At 46.2% G+C, this 17,671-nt stretch carries 17 protein-coding genes, 1 tRNA gene, 1 other RNA gene and 1 pseudogene; 16 read left to right on the forward strand and 4 right to left on the reverse strand.

All coding sequences use genetic code 11. The annotated features are described in order from the left end of the window. The first annotated feature begins 158 nt into the window (after positions 1-158). Positions 159-232: transfer RNA gene (locus DMI82_RS05635), tRNA-Pro, on the forward strand. Between the two features lie 135 nt (positions 233-367). After that, positions 368-1,459: a DUF6128 domain-containing protein gene (locus DMI82_RS05640; protein WP_110102767.1), complete on the forward strand. Its 1,092-nt coding sequence runs from the start codon at positions 368-370 to the stop codon at positions 1,457-1,459. A 55-nt stretch (positions 1,460-1,514) separates the two neighbouring features. Here the strand turns inward: DMI82_RS05640 and DMI82_RS05645 are convergent, their stop codons facing one another. Then, the gene (locus tag DMI82_RS05645) at positions 1,515-2,210 is read right to left on the reverse strand and encodes an anaerobic ribonucleoside-triphosphate reductase activating protein (protein WP_110102768.1); all 696 of its coding nucleotides are present in this window, start codon (positions 2,208-2,210) and stop codon (positions 1,515-1,517) included. A gap of 164 nt (positions 2,211-2,374) precedes the next feature. On the opposite strand from DMI82_RS05645, the pseudogene DMI82_RS05650 reads away from it, so the two are divergent. The 3 genes and pseudogenes from DMI82_RS05650 to DMI82_RS05660 form a co-directional block, all read left to right on the forward strand. Next, a pseudogene (locus DMI82_RS05650) lies at positions 2,375-2,563 on the forward strand (family 1 glycosylhydrolase); the annotation flags it as partial. Positions 2,564-2,867: 304 nt separating this feature from the next. After that, the gene (gene tadA, locus DMI82_RS05655; protein ID WP_227574179.1) at positions 2,868-3,428 is read left to right on the forward strand and encodes a tRNA adenosine(34) deaminase TadA; all 561 of its coding nucleotides are present in this window, start codon (positions 2,868-2,870) and stop codon (positions 3,426-3,428) included. Positions 3,429-3,550: 122 nt separating this feature from the next. Next, positions 3,551-3,988, forward strand: a complete 438-nt coding sequence (locus DMI82_RS05660; RefSeq protein WP_022426683.1) for a GatB/YqeY domain-containing protein — start codon at positions 3,551-3,553, stop codon at positions 3,986-3,988. Between the two features lie 94 nt (positions 3,989-4,082). Here DMI82_RS05660 and ffs read toward each other — a convergent pair. Next, positions 4,083-4,344: signal recognition particle sRNA large type (gene ffs, locus DMI82_RS05665), an RNA gene on the reverse strand. 53 nt (positions 4,345-4,397) lie between these two features. After that, the gene (locus DMI82_RS05670; RefSeq protein WP_110102769.1) at positions 4,398-5,159 is read right to left on the reverse strand and encodes a hypothetical protein; all 762 of its coding nucleotides are present in this window, start codon (positions 5,157-5,159) and stop codon (positions 4,398-4,400) included. 290 nt (positions 5,160-5,449) lie between these two features. Between DMI82_RS05670 and DMI82_RS05675 the strand changes: the two genes are divergently transcribed. From DMI82_RS05675 to DMI82_RS05710, 8 genes are all read left to right on the forward strand, one after another. Continuing rightward, positions 5,450-6,532, forward strand: coding sequence for a 6-phosphofructokinase (locus DMI82_RS05675; RefSeq protein WP_021977972.1), 1,083 nt, complete (start codon positions 5,450-5,452; stop codon positions 6,530-6,532). A 70-nt stretch (positions 6,533-6,602) separates the two neighbouring features. After that, positions 6,603-8,225 (forward strand): DNA polymerase III subunit gamma/tau, encoded by a 1,623-nt coding sequence (gene dnaX / locus DMI82_RS05680; RefSeq protein WP_110102770.1) that lies wholly within the window; start codon positions 6,603-6,605, stop codon positions 8,223-8,225. A gap of 31 nt (positions 8,226-8,256) precedes the next feature. Next, positions 8,257-8,613 (forward strand): YbaB/EbfC family nucleoid-associated protein, encoded by a 357-nt coding sequence (locus tag DMI82_RS05685; RefSeq protein ID WP_015525666.1) that lies wholly within the window; start codon positions 8,257-8,259, stop codon positions 8,611-8,613. Continuing rightward, positions 8,613-9,209, forward strand: coding sequence for a recombination mediator RecR (gene recR, locus DMI82_RS05690; RefSeq protein ID WP_015525667.1), 597 nt, complete (start codon positions 8,613-8,615; stop codon positions 9,207-9,209). The genes DMI82_RS05685 and recR overlap by 1 nt, the downstream gene beginning before the upstream one ends. Before the next feature lie 87 nt (positions 9,210-9,296). After that, complete coding sequence (locus DMI82_RS05695; protein WP_110102771.1) at positions 9,297-10,415, forward strand: LacI family DNA-binding transcriptional regulator; 1,119 nt, start codon at positions 9,297-9,299, stop codon at positions 10,413-10,415. Positions 10,416-10,689: 274 nt separating this feature from the next. After that, entirely contained in the window at positions 10,690-11,343 is a 654-nt protein-coding gene (fsa, locus tag DMI82_RS05700; RefSeq protein WP_110102772.1) for a fructose-6-phosphate aldolase, read from the forward strand. Positions 11,344-11,409: 66 nt separating this feature from the next. After that, positions 11,410-12,249 (forward strand): transketolase, encoded by an 840-nt coding sequence (locus DMI82_RS05705; protein WP_110102773.1) that lies wholly within the window; start codon positions 11,410-11,412, stop codon positions 12,247-12,249. Continuing rightward, positions 12,237-13,175, forward strand: coding sequence for a transketolase family protein (locus DMI82_RS05710; protein WP_015525670.1), 939 nt, complete (start codon positions 12,237-12,239; stop codon positions 13,173-13,175). Before DMI82_RS05705 ends, DMI82_RS05710 begins: the two co-directional genes overlap by 13 nt. Here DMI82_RS05710 and yyaC read toward each other — a convergent pair. Next, positions 13,148-13,735: a spore protease YyaC gene (yyaC, locus tag DMI82_RS05715; RefSeq protein ID WP_022426512.1), complete on the reverse strand. Its 588-nt coding sequence runs from the start codon at positions 13,733-13,735 to the stop codon at positions 13,148-13,150. The genes DMI82_RS05710 and yyaC overlap by 28 nt on opposite strands. Before the next feature lie 157 nt (positions 13,736-13,892). Between yyaC and DMI82_RS05720 the strand changes: the two genes are divergently transcribed. The 3 genes from DMI82_RS05720 to DMI82_RS05730 all read left to right on the forward strand — a co-directional run bounded on the left by DMI82_RS05720 (position 13,893) and on the right by DMI82_RS05730 (position 17,172). Beyond that, positions 13,893-15,155, forward strand: a complete 1,263-nt coding sequence (locus tag DMI82_RS05720; RefSeq protein WP_110102774.1) for a LysM peptidoglycan-binding domain-containing protein — start codon at positions 13,893-13,895, stop codon at positions 15,153-15,155. A gap of 66 nt (positions 15,156-15,221) precedes the next feature. Further along, entirely contained in the window at positions 15,222-16,454 is a 1,233-nt protein-coding gene (locus DMI82_RS05725; protein WP_242981815.1) for a DUF5711 family protein, read from the forward strand. Positions 16,455-16,464: 10 nt separating this feature from the next. Next, positions 16,465-17,172 carry a CvpA family protein gene (locus DMI82_RS05730; protein ID WP_110102775.1) on the forward strand — a complete coding sequence of 236 codons (708 nt, stop codon included), beginning with the start codon at positions 16,465-16,467 and terminating at the stop codon, positions 17,170-17,172. Positions 17,173-17,671 lie beyond the last annotated feature (499 nt).

The following is a 17,671-nucleotide window of genomic DNA, read 5'->3' on the forward strand; positions in this document are numbered from 1 at the left end:
AACTGCTTCGGGTCTGCGAAAATGCATGCCCGAAGCAGGAAAAAAGAAAAAATTCGATTTTTTTGAAAAATTTTAATTTTTTCTATTGACAAAGTACAGAAACTCTAATATAATAGCTCTTGCAGTTGAGCAACACACAAACAACTGAAACAGAATAACGAAGCGTGGCTCAGTTTGGTAGAGCGCTGCGTTCGGGACGCAGAGGTCGCAGGTTCAAATCCTGTCGCTTCGACTAACAGCTTGAGAATCCCTTGGTTGAGGGGTTCTTTTTTATGTTTGTACATCCTGGAGCTTTTTTCAGTTGATGGAATGATTTCTCTCGATCTTCATATATATTAACGAAACCGAAATACCGGAGGGACGTGCGTTGGCTGGATATCAGCGTTTTGTTGCGTATGTGTACGAGTATCGGAAAGGAAAAAAAGATAGCAGCAGCGGTTATGTGAGGGTGGAGGCCAGAGATAGGAAATGCCGTGTGGAGGTTCATCTGCGCTGCGTTGGACTGGAGCCTGGAAGTCGGTGCAGAGTGTATGGGTTTGTGCGGCAGGAAGGGCTGATGGATGGTATTTTGATCGGAAACTGTGTTACCGGGCGGGAACGGATCGAGTGCGCACTGGAGACGGATACAGGGGATATTGGAGGCATGGGAAAAAGTCTTCAGGAGCTTGGAGGATTGCTTCTGATCTCCGATGCCGGCGGATTCTGGGGAACGGAATGGGATGATCAGCCGATCCGGCCGGAGAATTTCCGCGAGTGGAAGAAAAAAGAAACGGAATTTCGGAAGGAAACGGAGAAAACAGGAACGGAATATCAGAAGGCGGCGGAGAAAACAGGCAGAGAGCGGGAAGAAAAGGAAGAAGAAAATCAAAAAGATGGAACCTTGCCAGAAGTGCAGGAAAATCAGAAGGAGTCAGACAGGATCATGACGGTGGAGGAGATTCAGGAGGATGTATTAAAGACATCGGAAACCGGAAATTCATATCAGGCTCCCAGTCCGCATCCGCCGGAGCCACCGCATCCGCCGGAACCACCACGACCAGGCCAGCCGTCACCGCATCCGCCGGAACTACCACGGCCAGGCCAGCCGTCACCGCATCCGCCGAAACCATCGCGACCGGAGCCATCTCGTCCACTTCCGGGAATACCCTGTGATGATCCCTTTAACGACGGCTATTTCACAGACTGCCGCAAGATCAGACCATCGGACTGCAGTGCCTTATGCAGAAAAAACGGCTGCTTCTGCAGCAACCGTTTTGTCATGTACGGATATCAGAATTTCGGCCATCTTCTGCTGTGCAGAAATCCCCGGGGACAGTACATACTGGGAGTACCCGGTGGATACAGCCAGCAGGAACGGTTTATGGCCAATATGTTTGGCTTTCCCTACTTTAAGGAATGTCCGGATATTCATATCCCAGGCGGAAAGGGAGGATACTGGTACTGTTTTATTAACATCTGATCAGAAAAATTTCGGCATCCATGCAGATAAGCAAACAGTTTTGCAAATCCGCAGATCACAGCTCCATACCACGAATTTCTACTACCGGGATCGTCTGAGACAGGATATCCCGGTAGTTTTTCATTTCTTCCTCGGAGCAGGCAGAGAATCCCGGTATCAGAACTCCGTCGGAATCCCGGTAAGCCTGGAGATAATAAGCTTTTGCACCGCTTAACCACCGGCTGATCTCCTGAAAATCTTTTTCGGAATGAAGTTCCCTCACAACTGTTGTACGAAATTCATAATCAAGGTGTCCGTCCAGCAGCCATCCGGCAGTTTCCCGGATCCCATCCAGATCAGCATGTACACCGGTAAGCACAGGATAGTTGGAAGGACAGGCCTTGATATCCATGGCAACCTTGTTGATCAGGTCAGCTGCTGCGAGATTTTTTACCACGGAGGGGCGGGAACCGTTGGTATCGAGCTTCACATCATAGCCCAGCTCCCTGATCCTGCTGAGAAATTCCGGCAGCTCCGGTGCAAGTGTGGGTTCACCGCCGGAAATACAGACGCCATCGAGAATCCCCTTTCTTTTTTTTAGAAAAGCCAGGATTTCCTCCTGGGAATATTCAGGCTGGGTGTCAGGCTCCACGACAAGAGTTCCATTCTGGCAGAATGGGCAGCGGAAGTTGCAGCCGCCTAAGAATATGGTACAGGCTACCCTTCCCGGATAATCCAGCAGGGTTGTTTTGTTAAATCCACATATTTTCATAGGAAAATCCCCTTGTTTCTCTTATTTATGATACTACAAGCATACTCTCCCCCGAGAAAAGCTGCAAGCCTTTTTGACTGAATCAAGTAAGTTTCCTGCGGAGTTGCGAAAAGCAGTAAGCAGAGATGGGGACTTGCTCATGGAAGAAAAAAAACATATAATTTATGGGCTACACCTCCTGGGGCTGCATTGACCTTGTCAGTGCATCTACAGCAGAGCTGAAAAAACGCTACGGCTACATCTACGTGGACCGCAACGACGATGGAACAGGTACACTGAACCGTTATAAGAAAAAATCCTTCTATTGGTATAAAGATGTGATCGCTACCAATGGTGAGTCACTTCACAAATAATCTGGCTGCTTGACTTTCCGGAAAAAAGCAGATATAATGCATTCATTGACGCAGACAATGGAGTTCGCGAGAGCTTCCGTTGTCTGCGTTTTTCTGTTATACAATAAAAAAAACGCTGCAGAAATTAGTGTGGAAATTTCTGTGGCGTTTTTGGCTGTGTGCGAATATCTGTTTTGCAGCAGATTGACATGGAATATTTGAAAAGTTATAATCGAACGGACAGAAGGCTGAGAGCAGTCTTAGTATGAACAGATAGAATCCCGGAGCTTTTTCCGGAATGTGAAGTTACAGGAGGAGTAAAAACGTGACAGATCAGGAACGTTTTATGAAAGAGGCGATCCGCCAGGCAAAAAAGGCCCGTGCATTGGAGGAAGTGCCGATCGGCTGCGTGATCGTGCATGAGGGAAAGATCATAGCCAGAGGCTACAATCGTCGCAATACAGATAAAAATACCTTATCTCATGCAGAGCTTAATGCTATCCGAAAGGCTAGTAAAAAGCTGGGAGACTGGCGTCTGGAGGGATGCACCATGTATGTAACGCTGGAGCCTTGTCAGATGTGTTCCGGTGCACTGGTACAGTCCAGGATCGATGAGGTGGTGATCGGCTGTATGAACCCGAAAGCAGGCTGTGCCGGATCTGTGATGAATCTTCTTCAGATCGAAGGCTTTAATCATCAGGTAAAGATCACAGAAGGGGTATTGGAAGAGGAATGCTCCGAAATGCTTTCCACATTTTTCAGGGAACTGCGGGAGAAAAAGAAGCAGGCAAAAATCCTGAAGAAGCAGGAAGCAGAGCGCCTTGCCGGGCAGACACAGTCAGAGAGAGCGGAACAGAACGAAAAGTCCCGGGAGATTTACTCTTGACAGAATCCTGTGAAAATATCAAAATAAAATCATAAATGGATTTCACTATTACAGACAGAAAATCCATTCAGACCAAGCGAAAGTTGTTGATACAGGAACGACAGAAAATGGAGGAACAAAAAATGGAACTTGAAGCTTTAAGAAAAGACATGGTAGCAGCAATGAAGGCCAAAGATAAGGTAACAAAGGAAGCAGTTTCCGCACTGATCGCAGCAGTAAAAAAAGCTGCCATTGATGAGGGATGCCGTGATGACATCAAAGGAGAGCTTGTAGACAAAGTTATCCTGAAAGAGCTGAAAACAGCAAAAGAGCAGATCGACACCTGCCCTGCAGAACGTACAGATCTGAAAGAGGAGTATCAGGCAAGATATGATATCATTGCGAAATATGCTCCGAAGCAGATGGATGAAGCAGAGATCAAGGCTTATATCGAGGAGAAATTTGCAGATGTTCTGGCAACAGGAAATAAAGGCCAGATCATGAAGGCAGTTATGGGAGATCTGAAGGGAAAGGCAGACGGCAAGCTGATCAATCAGGTAGTTGCCGGATATTGTAAATAAAATAATAGTACAAAAAATCCCGCCGGATCAGTCATAAATGACGGACCCGGCGGGAATGCTGTTTATATAGAGATCATATATTATAACCTTTTTTACGCGCGCCGCACCTCGGAATGGTCTCACAGACGTTACCTTTACAGTTAACTCAGCCCAGGCACCCTCACGGCACACAAGAGCTTCTGCTTAGTGCTGCTGCATTCCTGCCCTGACACGGTTCACAGATTCCTGTTGCGTAAGACCCAGACGTCAACGCCACTTATAAAGGGCTGCTCTGCAAGATACAAGCCTCAGATTGGCATCACCCCTGCTGTAGCGGATTGCAGGTACAGGGCACCGCTATCTCCCCGGCTGCGCGGAATTTAATTATAGACTCTGAAACCAGATTTGTCAAGGTACAGACCGAAATAAATCAGTTCATATTAAGTGTACAGTACTGTACCGCTCCGTTTTTGGTGTTGCGAAGGGTGAAGCTGATATAGGCGGACTGCTTCGCGGAAAGGTTTCCGATACGGAGCGTGGAAGAAGAAGCCCCGCTGTTAGGAGCGTTGTAATTGGTACTATACTGTGTATGGGTCCGGTTGTTGTTGAAAGAAACGCCTGTGATCTTCCAGCCATTTGCAGCGGTGCATTTCATGACAGCATTCTTCTGTGTCTTGTTGGCGTAACGAAAGGCGTTATGGCCGGAGCTTTTGAATTTTCCGGCAAGATTGCCTTTTACACCTGTGATGGAGACGGATTTCAACGGGTTGACATAACGAAGCACCTTGATGGTGGAAGTATAGGTTTTGTTTCCGACCTTGAAGGAAATCTTTCCGGTTCCGGGCTTTTTAACGGCAAAACCGATATTGTAGAAATGATCGGAGTGAGTGTACGGTTTTGCACCCTTGCGGAAAGCCTCCGTGGTACTTTTGAAGCCACTGGAACCGAAGGAGTCCAGTGCGATCACAGAACCGCCGCTGACCACTTTAACATTGGATTTGAGAATGTTCTGTTTAGCAGGAATATTGCTGATCGAGATCTCATCGTATCCCAGGTCCTTTCCGGATGTGGGCATATAAACGATCCGGGTTTTGGAATAATTGATCGCTGCACTGGCGGCGAGAGGAGTCATGGCGCATACCATGGCTGCGGCTAATAAAGCGCAGGATAGTTTTTTGAGGACTTTTTTCATAGGACTCTCCTTTCTAGATGAAAATTTTCTGTAAACATACGAAAGTTACTGATAATTTTATTTTACGATGAGATACAGGTAAAGTCAATCAATACACTCGCTGTTTTCGTGCTTTTTTGGCTATTGTACACTGCCTGAAAATGCTTTATAATATTATATTGTGTAAAACTCTGTGAAAAGAGAGGATACAGTAGTTGTTCTGCAGAAATACGTCAGGTGGAATATCTGTCTTATATGCAGACAGCAACAAATAAAATGTGCACATAAGAGGGCACAGAATGGAGGACGCTATGATTAAAAGAATCGGTCTGCTGACAAGCGGTGGTGACTGTCAGGCACTGAACGCAACCATGAGAGGCGTTGTAAAGGGTCTGAGCAACAGCGTTGAGAACCTTGAGGTTTATGGATTTGATGACGGATATAAGGGACTGATCTACGGGAAATACCGTATGCTTACAGCCAGGGACTTTTCCGGAATCCTGACTCAGGGCGGAACTATTCTCGGAACATCCAGACAGCCATTCAAACTGATGCGGGTTCCGGATGAGAAGGGACTGGACAAGGTTGAGGCCATGAAACAGACTTACTATAAGCTCTGTCTTGACTGTCTTGTGATCCTCGGCGGAAACGGAACGCAGAAAACCGCCAATCTTCTCCGCGAGGAAGGCCTGAATATCATCCATCTTCCGAAGACCATTGATAATGATATCTGGGGTACAGATATGACCTTTGGCTTCCAGAGCGCTCTGGAGATCGCAACAAATGCCATTGACTGCATCCATACAACAGCTGCATCTCATGGACGTGTATTTATTGTTGAGATCATGGGACATAAGGTCGGAAGCCTTACACTGAATGCCGGTGTTGCAGGCGGAGCAGATGTGATCCTGATCCCGGAGATCCCATACGATATCAATAAGGTTGTAGAAGCCATCCAGAAGCGTAACAAGGCAGGCAAGCGTTTTACCATTCTTGCAGTAGCTGAGGGAGCTATCTCAAAAGAAGATGCAGAGCTTCCGAAGAAAAAATACAAAGAAAAGCTTGCGGAAAGAGCGAAGAAATATCCGTCTGTATCCTATGAGATCGCAGACCAGATCCAGCAGGTGACCGGAAGTGAGGTACGTATCACAGTTCCGGGACATATGCAGCGAGGCGGAGAGCCATGTGCATATGACCGCGTTCTTTCCACAAGGATCGGTGCCGGTGCAGCGCAGGCGATCATGGATGAGGAATACGGTGTTATGATCGGTGTCATCAACGGCAAGATCAAGAGGGTTCCTCTTGCTGAATGCGCAGGCAAGCTGAAGATGGTATCTCCAAAGGATCAGCTTGTAAAAGCAGCCAAACAGATCGGAATCAGTTTTGGCGATTAATGAATTATGAGTCATCTGGCCGCCGCGGGAGTCTTTCCGCGGCGACTGTGGCGAAGAGAAGGAGAGTTTTATGAGTTATACTGCTCTTTACCGTAAATTTCGTCCCGACAATTTTGACGATGTAAAAGGACAGGACCATATTGTGACAACACTGACCAACCAGATCAAGGCGAACCGTATCGGACACGCATACCTGTTCTGCGGAACGCGTGGTACCGGAAAAACTACGGTTGCAAAGATCCTGGCGAAGGCAGTAAACTGTGAACATCCTGTAAATGGCAGCCCCTGCAATGAATGTGCCATGTGCAAGGCCATTCAGGCGGGAACTGCCATGAATGTGATCGAGATCGATGCAGCCTCCAACAACGGTGTTGATAACATCCGTGAGATCCGTGAGGAAGTGGCTTATCGTCCAACAGAGGGCAAATACAAGGTTTATATCATCGATGAGGTGCATATGCTCTCAACAGGTGCATTTAATGCTCTTCTGAAAACATTGGAGGAGCCGCCTTCTTATGTTATTTTTATCTTGGCGACTACAGAGGCCCACAAGATACCGATCACAATACTGTCCAGATGTCAGCGCTATGACTTTCACCGGATATCCATTGATACCATTGCTGCCAGACTTTCCGAGCTTCTGACAGCAGAAGGGGTGGAAGCAGAGGAGAAGGCTGTACGCTATGTGGCAAAAAAAGGCGACGGGTCCATGCGAGATGCCCTGAGTCTTCTGGATCAGTGTATTTCCTTTTATCTGGGACAGGTGCTTACTTATGATAAAGTCCTGGATGTTCTGGGAGCTGTGGATACAGAGGTATTCAGCAGACTTCTCCGAAAGGTTCTTTCCGGCGATGTGACAGGTTCCATCCATGTGCTGGAGGACCTGATCACAGGCGGCCGGGAGCTGGGACAGTTTGTATCAGATTTTACCTGGTATATGCGAAATCTTCTGCTTGTGAAGACTTCCGAAAATCCGGAGGAAGCCATTGATGTTTCTTCTGAGAATCTGAAGCTTCTGAAGGAAGAGAGCGGGATGACAGATGTGGAGACGCTGATGCGTTACATTCGTATTTTTTCCGATCTGTCCAATCAGATCCGTTTTGCAAGCCAGAAGCGTGTATTGGTGGAAATCGCACTGATCAAGCTGTGCAGACCGGCCATGGAGACAAATCTGGACTCTGTTCTTGACAGGCTTCGTGTCCTGGAAAAACAGATGGAGGAACGGCCTGTGCAGCAGGTGATCGTTCGGGAGAGCGAGGCCGGTGGAGCCGGGGAACCGGGGGCGGCAGTGACCGGTACAGCAACGGTACAGCAGCAGAAACCACAGAAGGCAGCTCCTGAGGATCTTCAGAAGATCGTGGCAGGCTGGCGTGCCATCGTGGGTCAGACTACCGGACTTTTCAAGCAGTCCCTGCAGCGTGCAGTCCCCAAGTATAACGGAGAAACAGGAGATCCCATCCTTTATGTGGAATTCCAGGATTTTCTGGGGATGAATTATGTAGACAATCCGGAGGCGAAGAAAGAGCTTCAGGACATTATTGTTGCCCGGACAGGCAAGAGCGTGGAGATACATATGCTGGTAGCCAACAAACATCAGCACACCAATCTCGCGCAGATCACAGTAGACGATGCACTTCGGGAGAATATCCACATGGATATCGTAGTGGAAGAAGACCCGGATGAGGAGTCATAAATCCGTAAACAAAAAACAGGAGGAAAGTATTATGGCAAAAAGAGGTGGATTTCCTGGCATGGGTATGCCGGGAAACATGAATAATCTTATGAAACAGGCGCAGAAAATGCAGCGTCAGATGGAAGAAAACCAGAAAGCTCTTGAGGAAAAAGAGTTTACAGCAACAGTAGGCGGCGGAGCTGTTTCCGTTACAGTTTCCGGTAAACGTGAAATAACAAAGGTCACACTTTCCGAGGAAGCGGTAGATCCGGATGATATCGAGATGCTTGAGGACATGATCGCGGCAGCAACAAATGAGGCGCTCCGTCAGGTTGAGTCCGAGTCAGCAGCAGTGATGTCCAAACTCACAGGCGGCCTTGGCGGTCTTGGCGGAGGTCTTCCTTTCTGATGGAATATTACAGCAGCCATATCAATAAACTTATTGAGCAGCTTTCCCATCTTCCGGGGATCGGAGCCAAATCTGCCCAGCGTCTTGCATTTCATATCATGAATATGCCGAAGGACCAGGTGGAGCAGCTGACCGCCTCCATTACCGATGCAAGGCAGAATGTTCAGTACTGTAAGTGCTGTTACACGCTGACAGATCAGGAGCTTTGTCCGATCTGCGCCAATCCCAAAAGGGATCACAGCACGATCATGGTGGTTGAGAATACCAGGGATCTGGCAGCATATGAGAAAACAGGTAAATTTGACGGTGTATATCATGTACTTCATGGTGCAATCTCCCCGATGCTTGGGATCGGGCCGGATGATATCAAACTGAAGGAACTGATGAAGCGCCTTCAGGGGGATGTAAAGGAAGTTATTGTGGCAACCAATTCCAGTCTTGAAGGCGAAACGACAGCTATGTACATCAGTAAGCTGATCAAACCGACCGGGATCAAAGTAAGCCGTATCGCCAGCGGAGTTCCGGTGGGCGGTGATCTGGAGTATATTGATGAGGTGACACTTCTCCGGGCACTGGAAGGAAGAGTGGAACTATAACCGGATCAGGTGAAAAATTCCCTGAGGGATTGCAAAAAGTGATAAGCAGCCAGGAAATTTCCCCAGATTATAAAGGAGGTGAGACTGGTGGCAAAAAAGAAAGCAACCTCATCGGATGTGGCAGCACGCGCAGGAGTTTCCCAGGCAACGGTATCCATGGTGCTGAACCGGAAATATAATGTTTCTTTTTCGAGAGAAACTGTGGAGCGGGTGGAGCAGGCGGCCAGAGAGCTTGGCTATGAGCTTCCCGGACGTCGGAAACACAAAGCTGACAGAAAAGAAAAGCTGATCGTTGTTTTCTGCCCCACACTCACCAGTCCCTATTATGTACTGCTGCTTCAAGGGATCGAGACTGTGGCCAATGAGCAGGGATATGGGGTATTTATCTGCAACACCCAGCGCGATGCGGGGTTGGAAGAAAAATATCTCCGTATGATGCAGACCATGCGGCCGGCAGGGATCATCTATACCTGCAATCCTCATCCGGATTTCCAGCATCAGGTAGAAAAGATCGCAAAAGAAACACCGCTGGTCATCATCAGCAACAAGGAAAAAACAACCACGGTAGATGCTATCAATCAGGACAACACAGTGGTAGGAAGGCTGATGGCCAGACATCTTCTTGATCTGGGGCACACGGATGTGGCATTTATCACGCCGCCACTTACCAGACGGCAGTGGCAGCGCTCCAAGCGTGTGGAGGGCTTTGTTCGCGAGTTTGAAAAAGAGGGAAAAAAGGATCATGTGCTCATCAAGGCGGCAGATGAGTCCAATGACAGAAAAATCCCGCGGATGGATTCCGAGTATGCCATGGGCTACGAGCTGACTATGGAGCTTCTCCAGGAAGGACAGAAATTTACGGCTATCGCAGGACAGAATGACATGATGGCCATAGGCGCCATTGATGCGCTGCATGAAATGAGGATACACGTTCCGAAGGATGTTTCTGTCATAGGGTGCGACAATATTTTTTATTCCGGCATCCGCAGGATCTCCCTGACAACCATTGATCATTTTGTTGCGCTGAAGGGAAGAGATGCCTGTGACATCATCATCCGTAAGATCGACATGAATGATAAATTTTACCTGGATGAAAGACCTGCCAGCCTGTATAATATCGAATATACCCCGAAGCTGATCACGCGCCGCACGACGGGGTATGTAAGACTGGACAGAAACCAGTCTGATGAACAGAAAAATAAATAATGGCGCAAAAATTATTAATAATAATATATAGAGAGAGTTTCCATGACACATTTGAATAGAAACCTTGTTAGCTACGATAATTACGGCGATATTCGAATTGAGGAAAATGGAAAGAAGCTGTTTTGGGTGAAAAAATTGACAGGCACTATTAATAAAATGTTATTTTATTAATAAAAGATTTATTAATAAAAAGCAGGTGCCTTGACCCCCGCAATGAGTTTGTTATAATGGAATCATCAAGAAAAAGAACGAACGTAAACAGGAGGAAAAAACAATGAAATTTTTTATCGACACAGCTAAAGTAGAGGATATCAGAGAAGCAAATGACATGGGAGTTATCTGTGGAGTTACAACAAACCCGTCTCTGATCGCCAAAGAAGGAAGAGACTTCAACGAGGTGATCAAAGAGATCACAACGATCGTTGACGGACCGATCAGCGGTGAGGTTAAAGCTACCACAACAGATGCTGAGGGAATGATCCGTGAGGGACGTGAGATCGCAGCGATCCATCCGAACATGGTTGTTAAGATTCCTATGACAACAGAGGGACTGAAGGCAGTTAAGGTTCTTTCCTCTGATGGGATCAAGACAAACGTTACTCTGATCTTTTCTGCTAACCAGGCACTTCTTGCAGCAAGAGCAGGTGCTACATATGTATCTCCGTTCCTTGGAAGACTGGATGACATCTCCACAGATGGCGTTGAGCTGATCCAGCAGATCGCTGAGATGTTTGCAGTTGCAGATATCCCGACAGAGATCATCGCAGCAAGCGTTCGTCATCCAATGCATGTAACTGCATGTGCACTTGCAGGCGCAGATATCGCTACGGTACCGTTCAAGGTAATTGAGCAGATGACACATCATCCGCTGACAGATGCAGGTATCGCTAAATTTCAGGCTGATTACAAGGCAGTATTCGGTGAGTGATCGAAACCTCTTTTATATACAAATTCCCTGTGAACAGCAGGGCACTAAAAAGGAGACATTTATAACATGGATAAGTTAGAACTTCAGAAAGTTGCCAACGAAGTCCGCAAGGATATCGTAACAGCAGTCCATGCAGCAAAGGCCGGCCATCCGGGCGGATCCCTTTCTGCAGCAGACGTGTTCACCTATTTATATTTTGAAGAGATGAACATCGATCCGAAGGATCCTAAGAAGGCAGACCGTGACCGTTTTGTCCTTTCCAAAGGACATACAGCACCGGGACTCTATTCTGTACTTGCAGAGAGAGGATATTTTCCAAAAGAGGATCTGAAAACACTTCGTCATCTGGGCTCCTATCTTCAGGGACATCCGGATATGAAGCATATTCCGGGCGTTGATATGTCCAGTGGTTCTCTTGGTCAGGGAATCTCTGCAGCAGCAGGTATGGCTCTTTCTGCCAAACTCAGTAATGATGACTATCGAGTATATACACTGCTGGGTGATGGTGAGATCGAGGAAGGCCAGGTGTGGGAGGCAGCTATGTTCGCAGGCTTCCGTAAACTGGACAACCTGGTTGTGATCGTAGATAACAATGGACTTCAGATCGATGGTGACATTGCAGATGTATGCTCCCCGTATCCGATCGACAAGAAATTTGAAGCTTTCAATTTCCATGTGATCAATGTTGCGGACGGCAACGATATGGATCAGCTGAAGGCTGCTTTTGATGAGGCAAGAGCTACAAAGGGTATGCCGACAGCTATCATCATGAAAACAGTAAAAGGTAAAGGCGTTTCCTACATGGAGAACGCAGTAGGCTGGCACGGAAAAGCTCCGAATGCTGAGCAGTATGCACAGGCAATGGAAGATCTGGAGAAGGTAGGTGAAGCATTATGTCAGAAGTAAAGAAAATCGCAACGAGAGCAAGCTACGGCAGTGCCCTCATAGAATTAGGAAAAAAACACGAGGATCTTATCGTTCTTGACGCTGACCTTGCTGCAGCTACACAGACAGGTATGTTTAAAAAAGAATTCCCGGAGCGTCACATTGACTGCGGTATCGCAGAGTGCAACATGATGGGTATTGCAGCAGGAATCGCTTCCACAGGTAAGGTTCCCTTTGCAAGTACTTTTGCAATGTTTGCAGCGGGACGTGCTTATGAGCAGGTTCGTAACTCCATCGGATATCCGAAGCTGAATGTAAAGATCGGAGCAACTCACGGCGGTATTTCTGTAGGTGAAGATGGCGCCACACATCAGTGCCTGGAGGATTTTGCCCTGATGAGAGTGATTCCGGGCATGGTCGTTGCAAGTCCTTCTGATGATATCGAAGCAAAAGCTATGGTTGCTGCTGCTTACGAGCATCAGGGACCGGTATACATGAGATTCGGACGTCTTGCTGTTCCGGTTATCAATGACAGACCGGATTATAAATTTGAGCTTGGTAAGGGCATCGTTCTCCGCGAGGGAAAAGATCTTACCATCATCGCAAACGGACTTTGCGTTGCACCGGCTCTTGAAGCAGCTGAGAAGCTTGCAGCAGACGGAATCGATGCAAAAGTGATCAATATCCATACCATCAAGCCTCTGGATGAGGACCTTGTTGTTGCAGCTGCCAAAGAAACCGGCAAGGTTGTAACTGTTGAGGAGCATTCCATCATCGGCGGTCTTGGCGGAGCTGTATGCGAGTGCCTGGCTGAGAAGGCACCGGTACCGGTTAAACGTATCGGAATCCATGATGTATTCGGTGAGTCCGGTCCGGCATTAGAGCTTCTTCATAAATACGGTCTCGATGCAGAGGGTATCTATAAGCAGATCAAGGAGTTCGCATAATCAAGATCAACAGGGGATAAGTCTGTTTCTGCAGGAAGTATCTTAAGGATCCCGCAGGCGATCACATCTGCAAGTGCTACCACGGTGGAGAGCCGGGTAGTCTGCAGGGTAAGCTGCTCCATGATTCCGGCAGTATTTACAATGCCGGTGATATGGATGTCCCCTACAGGTGGAAGATCTTTCTGAACACCAGCACCTGGGTAAAGTGCACCATTTCCAATGGTCACATAGCCCAGGTGTTTTTTTTGTCCAAGAGAAGCGTCTATGGCGATCACGAGGGCGTGTGGATGAAGCCTTGTGATAAGCGATGAAGTTTTTTCCAGGTTCAGGGCATGGACCGGGCAGGAAAGAGTGCCGTAGACAAAAATATGTCCGGTTTCATGAGGATGAAGAAGGTGTCCGATATATGGGCCTAAACAATCTCCGGTAACACGATCACTGCCAATGCATAAAAACACGATCTCAGTCCATTTTTTAGGACAGTGAAGAATGCATTTTTTCAGAAGATAAGCAATCTCGCCGGATGAACCGTTTTTTCCGGCATCAATGTAAAAAGCCATGAGAAACCTCGATTCTTTTTTCACTCTATCATATCCTGAAAAAAGGAAAAATATGCATGGTGCGGAATCTGTCGCTAAATTCTGTGGACAGACTCTTACATTCTGCTAAAATCCGCATTTTTACTGTGCTATGCTTGGACAGAAGGAGTGATATGAGATGATAGAAGTCATTTATAAGGAGGACACAACAGAACAGGAAGCCGCACAGGAATCGTTTTCCATGCCTAGAAATGTAAGGCAGATCGGGCTGGCGAACGGAGATTACAGGATTTATATAGAAGATTATGTATACACATTTCTCTGCAGCCTGGCAGAAGATGAAAAGCCGGAAGGCCAGGGAAGTGTGGCGGTACTTACAGGTGAAATTCAATGGACTGCAGATATGACCTGTATTTTTATAAAAGGTGCCATTGCAGCAGACGGCATGGAGGCTGCGGCAGAACATATTGACTTTTCGGAAAAACTCTGGCAGAAACTGCAGGAGGATAAGGATCAGTATTTTCCGGAGCAGGAGATCGTGGGATGGTTTTTTGCACAGCCTCAGATAGCAATGGAGATCACGGAGCTTTTTGTGAAAGTACATCTCAGACATTTCGGAGGGGAAAAGATCCTGATGCTGATGGATCCTGGAGAACGGGAGGATGCCTTTTTCCGTTATGATGGCGGCATGATGGCAAAACTGAGCGGGTATTATATTTATTATGAGAAAAATTCTCAGATGCAGACGTATATGATTGAACGCAGCCAGAAAGAGGGCGGAAAAGCATCCGAGAAAGTGGAGGACAGGGCTGTCAGAAATTTCAGAAAGATCATAGATAGTAAAAATCCGGAGGAACAGGGAGAAGAGAAAACTTCTGTTTTTTCTTATGCGGCTACGGTGTGTCTGGCATTGGCAGTTCTTGTGGCTGGAGTGGGCTTTTATCGGAATCAGCAGGAAAAAACAGAGGTTCCGGAAGATTATCGCGCTGCTTCTGCTTCGGTGGTGCAGATGACACCTGCAGTAACAGAACCGGTGCGGAGTGTATCGGTTTCGCCAAAGGCGGTGCAGACGCAGAAACCGGTGCAAACACAAAAACCGGTACAGACGCAGGAAGCTGTGCGGGGAACTCCGGTCCCGACGGAAACCATGCAGAAAAGAGAAAAAATCTCAATAACACCGGAACCTCGAAGTTCAAAAAAACAGTCTGTTTCAGAAGCAACGCAAAAAAAGGATAATAAAACAGAAGAGAAAAAAACAGAAGAGACTTCAGTGGCTGCAGGAAATCCTGGAGAAACTTATGTGATCCGCCCGGGAGACACCTTGTATCAGATCAGTCTCAACCGCTATGGTACTGTAGCGGCGATGGAGCAGATCTGTGCATTAAACGGAATTTCTGCCAATGAGATCATTTATCCCGGGCAGGTAATTGTACTACCCTGATGGAGTGTGCTATAATAACTGGAAAACCAATTACAAAATAAAATACTTAAGGTAAGGGATACGGTTGTGAATATCATAAAAAAAATACAGAAAAAACAAAAGCGCAAAAAGCTGATGAGGCAAAAAGCCAGGCTTGCACAGGAACAGGCTGCGCAGGAAGGCTCTCACTACGGGAGAACTTCTCATCGCCGAAGAATTTCAAGAAAGGGAAAAAAGGTGATCACAGCGACAGTGATCGCTGCTGCAGTCTGCCTGGTTTTTCTCTATGCAGAAAAAAGAAGCTATCACAGCTATAAAGTATTAAATACAAGCGAACAGGAAGATGTTGTTTCCACACAGTATGTGGACATGGATGGAGATATCCTGAGATACAGTCCTGATGGAGTATCTGTTGTGGACAACAGCATGAATACCATCTGGAACGAAACCTATACAATGCAGAATCCTATTGCAGATGTGAATGGAAGCAGGGCGGTTGTTGCAGACAGCGAGGGAACATCGCTTTATATCTGCGACAAAAAAGGTGTGACCGGAACTGTAACAACGTCTTATTCTATTGTAAAAGTGCGGATCGCATCGAATGGAATGGTTGCAGTGATCCTGGACAATGATGATAATACCTGGATCAATTTTTATAATCCGGATGGCAGTCTGGTCGCGGAAAACCTAACTAAGATCGATGATCCGGGATATCCCATGGATGTAGCAGTGTCTGATAACGGAGTGATGATGGTAACATTCCAGTATGTTGATGGAAGCAAGACTACCAGCTATGTGGCATTTTATAATTATGGGGATGTAGGGCAGAATGAGGATGATCGGATCGTAAGTGGTTATACCTATGAGAATGTAGTGATCCCGCAGGTGGAATGTATCAGTGACAGTAAGTATATTGCTTTGCGAGATGACGGATTTTCTACTTACCAGGGAAATCAGATCCCCAAAGAAAGCAAAACAGTCAATGTAAAACAGGAGATCGTAAGTACATTTTTCAGTGATGACAGGATTGGCCTGGTATTTAAAAATAATAATAAAGATGATCTGTATACAATGGAAGTCTATAATATGAGCGGACAGCTGAAATTCCGTAAAAATTTCAATATTCCATATACGACTATAAAAATGAGCGAAGATAATATCATTATGTATAACAGCTCGCAGATCTGCGTGATGAACAGCCGTGGTGTACAGAAATATGCCGGAAATGTAGATGGAACGATCCGGGATTTCTTTAAGATCGGATGGAATAAATATCTTATGGTACTGGATACAGGTGTCAGCACCATAAAATTCAGTTAAGGGGGCAGATATGAACTGGACATGGCTTGGACTGGCTGTGCTGGTCCTGCTTGCCTTTTCCATGGTGGATGGATACAGGCATGGCTTTGTGAAAGAAGTAGTATCTGCATTGCTGGTTCTGATCTCCGTTGCTTTGGTATGGCTGATCAATCCTTATGTGAATCAGTTCATACGTGAGAATACGTCTGTTTATGAAAAAATCCAGACTGCCAGCGGATCATTTGTGGATTCTCTGGCAGATGGGAAAGAAACCATGGATGAGGCGGAACAGAAGGCGTTGATCAGCAGCATGGATATTCCGGATCTCCTCCAGAAGGGAATAACAGAAAATAATACGGTATTGGTGTATCAATATTTGGCGGTTAATACATTTGCAGGGTATATTTCCGGATATCTGGCCAATGTAGCAGTGAACTGCCTTTCTTTTTTGGTATCATACATACTTTCCTCAATCCTGATCCATGTGCTGGCGTATGCCATGGATCTCCTGGCAAGACTGCCGGTCATTCGCGGGATCAACAAAATAGCCGGCGCCGTAGTAGGAGGCATGAAGTGTATTGTTTTTGTATGGGTCGGAATGCTGGTACTTACGATTTTATGCAACACGGAAATAGGGCAAAAAGGCCTGGGACTGATCCGGGGCGATACAGTACTGGATTTTCTTTATGATAAAAATATTTTTATCCGTATTTTTACAGGAATATTTTATGGTGGATAAAAGAAACCGCATTTTGCAGACGGAAAAGCACCAGGATACAGGTGGTGACATGTCTGTGAAATGCGGTTTTTGGCGCAAAAATACGTTTTTTAGAAAAAAATGAAATTTATGTAAAAAATATGTTGACAGGTAATGGAAAAAATGCTATTCTATCAGAGTTGTTAGGAACGAATTGTTTTTAAGAAACAGATAAATACATCTGCTTTCAGAAAAATAAAAAAGTAGTTGACAAAAGACAGAAGATATGATAAAGTATCCAAGTCGTCAACGAAGCGACAACAAAATCTTAACTCAAAAATGTTTGAAAAAAACTTAAAAAAGTGCTTGACAAACAAAAAGAGATGAGATAAAATAAACGAGCTGTCTGAGAGACAGACAACACAAACCTTGATAACTAAACAGTGAAACACATACGATTCTCGAAAATTTCTTTACATTTAAAGAACGGTTTAAACAAACCAAAAGCAGTAAAAACGAGAGATAGCCAAACGGTTGTCTT

It is taken from the genome of Blautia sp. BCRC 81119, assembly GCF_003184505.1.
Taxonomy (GTDB): Bacteria; Bacillota; Clostridia; order Lachnospirales; family Lachnospiraceae; genus Blautia_A; species Blautia_A fusiformis.